The sequence below is a fragment of the Mailhella sp. genome (genome assembly GCF_057866825.1).
In genome coordinates this window covers 1-3,408 of sequence record NZ_DBMAHT010000175.1, presented here as the reverse complement: position 1 = coordinate 3,408, position 3,408 = coordinate 1, and the positions used below count along the sequence as shown (strand labels likewise).

At 60.9% G+C, this 3,408-nt stretch carries 3 protein-coding genes; all 3 read left to right on the top strand.

The window, feature by feature from the left end; translation table 11 throughout:
* Positions 1 to 338: glutaredoxin family protein (locus ACZM96_RS10275; RefSeq protein ID WP_489488924.1), on the top strand; the 338-nt coding region annotated here is incomplete at its 5' end.
* 51 nt (positions 339 to 389) lie between these two features.
* Positions 390 to 2,027, top strand: a complete 1,638-nt coding sequence (locus tag ACZM96_RS10270; RefSeq protein ID WP_489488922.1) for a hypothetical protein — start codon at positions 390 to 392, stop codon at positions 2,025 to 2,027.
* The coding region (locus tag ACZM96_RS10265; protein ID WP_489488921.1) for a hypothetical protein at positions 2,020 to 3,408 on the top strand (1,389 nt) is incomplete at its 3' end. The genes ACZM96_RS10270 and ACZM96_RS10265, both read left to right, overlap by 8 nt.

Below are 3,408 nucleotides of genomic sequence, written 5' to 3'. Positions count from 1 at the left end.
AAAAGGTTCACCCCTTGTCGGCTACGGGGGTTCCCCGGGGCAAGGAGGAGGATTACCGCTGCGGTGTGGATCCGTGCAGCTGCGGCATGCCGGTGATGTACACCCTGCATACCTGCCGACACTGCGTTCGTCTCAAGGATTTTCTCGATCAGCGGGGCATTGAGCACAAGCTCATCTACGTGGACGACTTTGAAGATCCGGCCAGAAGGGAAATCATGGCCACGCTCCGTTCGCACAATCCCCGCGGCTCGTTCCCCACGCTGGTGGTGCCGGACGGCCGCAGCGTGGTGGGCTTCCGTGAAGAGGCCGTCAAGACGCTGCTGGGCCTTGCGGACTGACAAGCGGCTACGGCGTCCTGAGCGGATTTCCAGCAACGTCAGAGGAGCGTTATGAATAAAAAGTACATCGTGGGAGGCCTCATCTTCTGGGTCGGCGTTTCCGGCTACATGGGCCTGCGCATTCTCGAAAGCTACACCGAAGACGCCGTGTTCGCGGCGCTTTCCGCCGTGCCCGCGCAGGCTGCCGAGATCAGGTATTCCTTTCTCAGCAACACCCTTGCGCTGAAGGGCGTGGAATATGAGCTCCCCGACGACAGGATCATGCACAAGGGCACCATCGAAAGCGTGGAAGTGAAGGGCTTCAACCGCAAGTGCGTGTACGTCAGGCCCGACATGCCCGCCTATCATGCCGACGCGCTTCCCGTTGTGGCGGAATCCGTCACCGCAAGGGGCATTGTCGACAACATTCACGTGGCGCAGACGCGCGTGGAACAGAAAATAGACGAGGTGCAGATACGCGGCTGGCGTCAGCGCCTCGGCATGCTGCTCGATCAGCACAGTCAGCACCGCGGCGAGGCGTCGTTCTTCGAGGAACTGTTCCGCTGCAGTCTGGATGGCTTTGAGGTCGGCAGAATTTCGACCACCATTCTTGCGCCCGACGCCGCGCCCGTGAACGTGGTCGTGGATTCCGTTTCTTTGCCCGACGGACTGCGCGCCCCGCGCGGCGAGGAGAAGGTGGCGCCCGCGAGCGTGAGAATTTCCGGCATCCGCTTTGCCGGGCATCAGTTCTTCGGCGGCCTTCAGAGTCTGGATCTGAGGGACGTGCTGCTTCCCGAACCCGCGGCGCTGGCCGAAATTTTCCGCCTGAACCGGGACTCCGCTTCCGAGGCTGCCCAGTTCGGCGCGCTCAGGGACGAGACGATCGGCAAGGTGTTCGCAGTTCTGCAGAAGAATTACGAGAACCGGATTCCGGTGGGACGCGTCGCCCTGCAGGGCGCTTCGTTTACCCGGAACGAATATCCGCCGAATTCGGGCGGCAAGGTCGCCGTGCTTTCCGTCGGCCTGAAGAGCCTGGACTATGCCCTGTCCCGGGCAGACAAGGGCGCGCTCAGGAACACGACGAAGCTTTCCGGCCTGAAGATCAATGTTCCGTACACGCTGCTGGGAGCCAAAGTGATTTCCCGCTACGCCCCCGACGGGCTGGTGCTGAACGCGGACGGCGAGAGCCTGAAGAGCGACACGGAGTTCTCGGCCAGGTCGCACTATGAGCTGGAAGGCCTCGGAACGCTGGACGGCGACATCTCCCTGACCGGCGACATGCGGACTCTTGAACAGGCACTGCTCAGCGATGAGGAGTCGCCGGAAGAGCTGGACGCGCTCATGCAGAATCTGCGCATGCGGAGCATGCATCTTGTCTATAAGGATTCCGGACTGGTGCCTCTGGGCGTGGAATTTATGTCCGCGTGGAGATTCGGCACGCCGGAAAAGCTGCTGGCGACCTCCGTCGGCATGCTGAAGATGTTCGGGGAATCTCCCGAAAGACCCATGAGGGAACTGTGCCGCGCGCTGGCGGAGCAGCTTTCCCGACCCGGCGAATTTTCCATGACCATTGCTCCCGAAAATCCCATGAACGCCGTGGATTTCATTGAGGTTATGTCAAGGAATCCCGACGCTCTTCCCGTCTCCTTCCGCTCGAAGCCGGGAGACAAGGCCCTGACGGATTATCTGCGAGGGAAAGAACATGAATAAGAAGTATGTGATCGGCGGCGTCATTGTCGTGTGTGCCGGCATTGCCGGATGGTTCGGCGTGCGCACCGTGGAAACGCAAACGGAAAAGGCCGTGGCCGAGGCGCTCGCCGTGGTGCCCGCCGAGGCGCGAGAGATCAAATATTCTCTGCTCGGCAACACGCTTATGCTCAAGGGTGTCACCTACAAGCTCTCCGACGAGGGCTTCGCGCGCAAAGGCTCCATCGACAGCGTGGAAGTGAAGGGCTTCAACCGCAAGTACGTCTTTACGAAGTCCGACGCGGCCTACAATCCCGATTCGCTTCCCGTGGTGGCCGAATCCATTGCCGCCGCGGGCATCGACGACACGGTGACTCTGGGCGAGACCACCGTGGAGCAGAAGGCCGACAGCGTGCGTCTTACGGGCTGGTATCAGCGGCTCGGCACGCTTCTGAGCCTGCACAAGGAGCACAAGGGAGAGGCGGCGTTCTTTGAGGAACTGTACCGCTGCCGCATCGACGGCATGGAAGCTTCCAACGTTTCCATAACACTTTCCGAGGAAAAGATGTCGCCCGTCAGCCTCAGCGTGGAGAGAATCGCCCTTGTGGAAGGCCTGCGCGCGCCAGAAGCCGGGGAAAAGGTTTCTCCCGTCAGCCTGGGATTTTTCGGACTGCGCGGTTCCGGGCCGGATGTTTCCGGTGCGCTGAAGACGCTGGAAATCCGGGACATCCGCATGCCCGAGCCGGAGCTGGTGGCGGAATTTTTCAAGGTGAGCAAAAGAATTGACGCCGTCAGCGAGGAAGATCTGTTCGGCGACGTCGGCGAGCAGCTGTTTACGGAGATGGATCGCATCATAGGAGAGGCCTATCGGGATAACATGCCCGTCGGACGCATTTTCATGGAAGGCGGCTCCCTGAACTTCCAGGATACGCCCGAAGAGAAAGGCGCAGCGCCTGCGGTCTATTCCGTGGCCATGAAGAGCTTCGACTATCGCCTGTCCATGACGGAGCAGGGCGCGAGCCGTTACGTCACGGATCTTTCCGGCCTGAAGATGACGTTCCCGAAAACTATGGAGGAGGCCGACATCATTTCCCGCTACGCTCCGGACGGCCTCACGCTGAACGCGTCGAGCGACAGCCTGCTGAGCCGGGAAGCGTGTTCCGGCAAGGTTAGGTACGAGGTGGAAGGCCTCGGCTCCCTGGAAGGCGACATGGCGCTGCAGGGCGATCTTCGCGGGCTGGTGAATGCGATCACGTCCGATGACAGGGCTGGGCTCAACGAGTTCATGACCAGCATGAGGCTGAAGAACGTGAACCTGACGTATCGGGATTCCGGCCTGTTGCCCATGAGTGTGGAAATTGGGGCCCGGTGGAGCGATTCGACTGTGGAGAGCGAACTTGCCGAG

Coding starts and splice junctions, on each gene's coding strand:
- ACZM96_RS10270 (WP_489488922.1), top strand. CDS start 390: ATGAATAAAAAGTACATCGTGGGAGGCCTCATCTTCTGGGTCGGCGTT.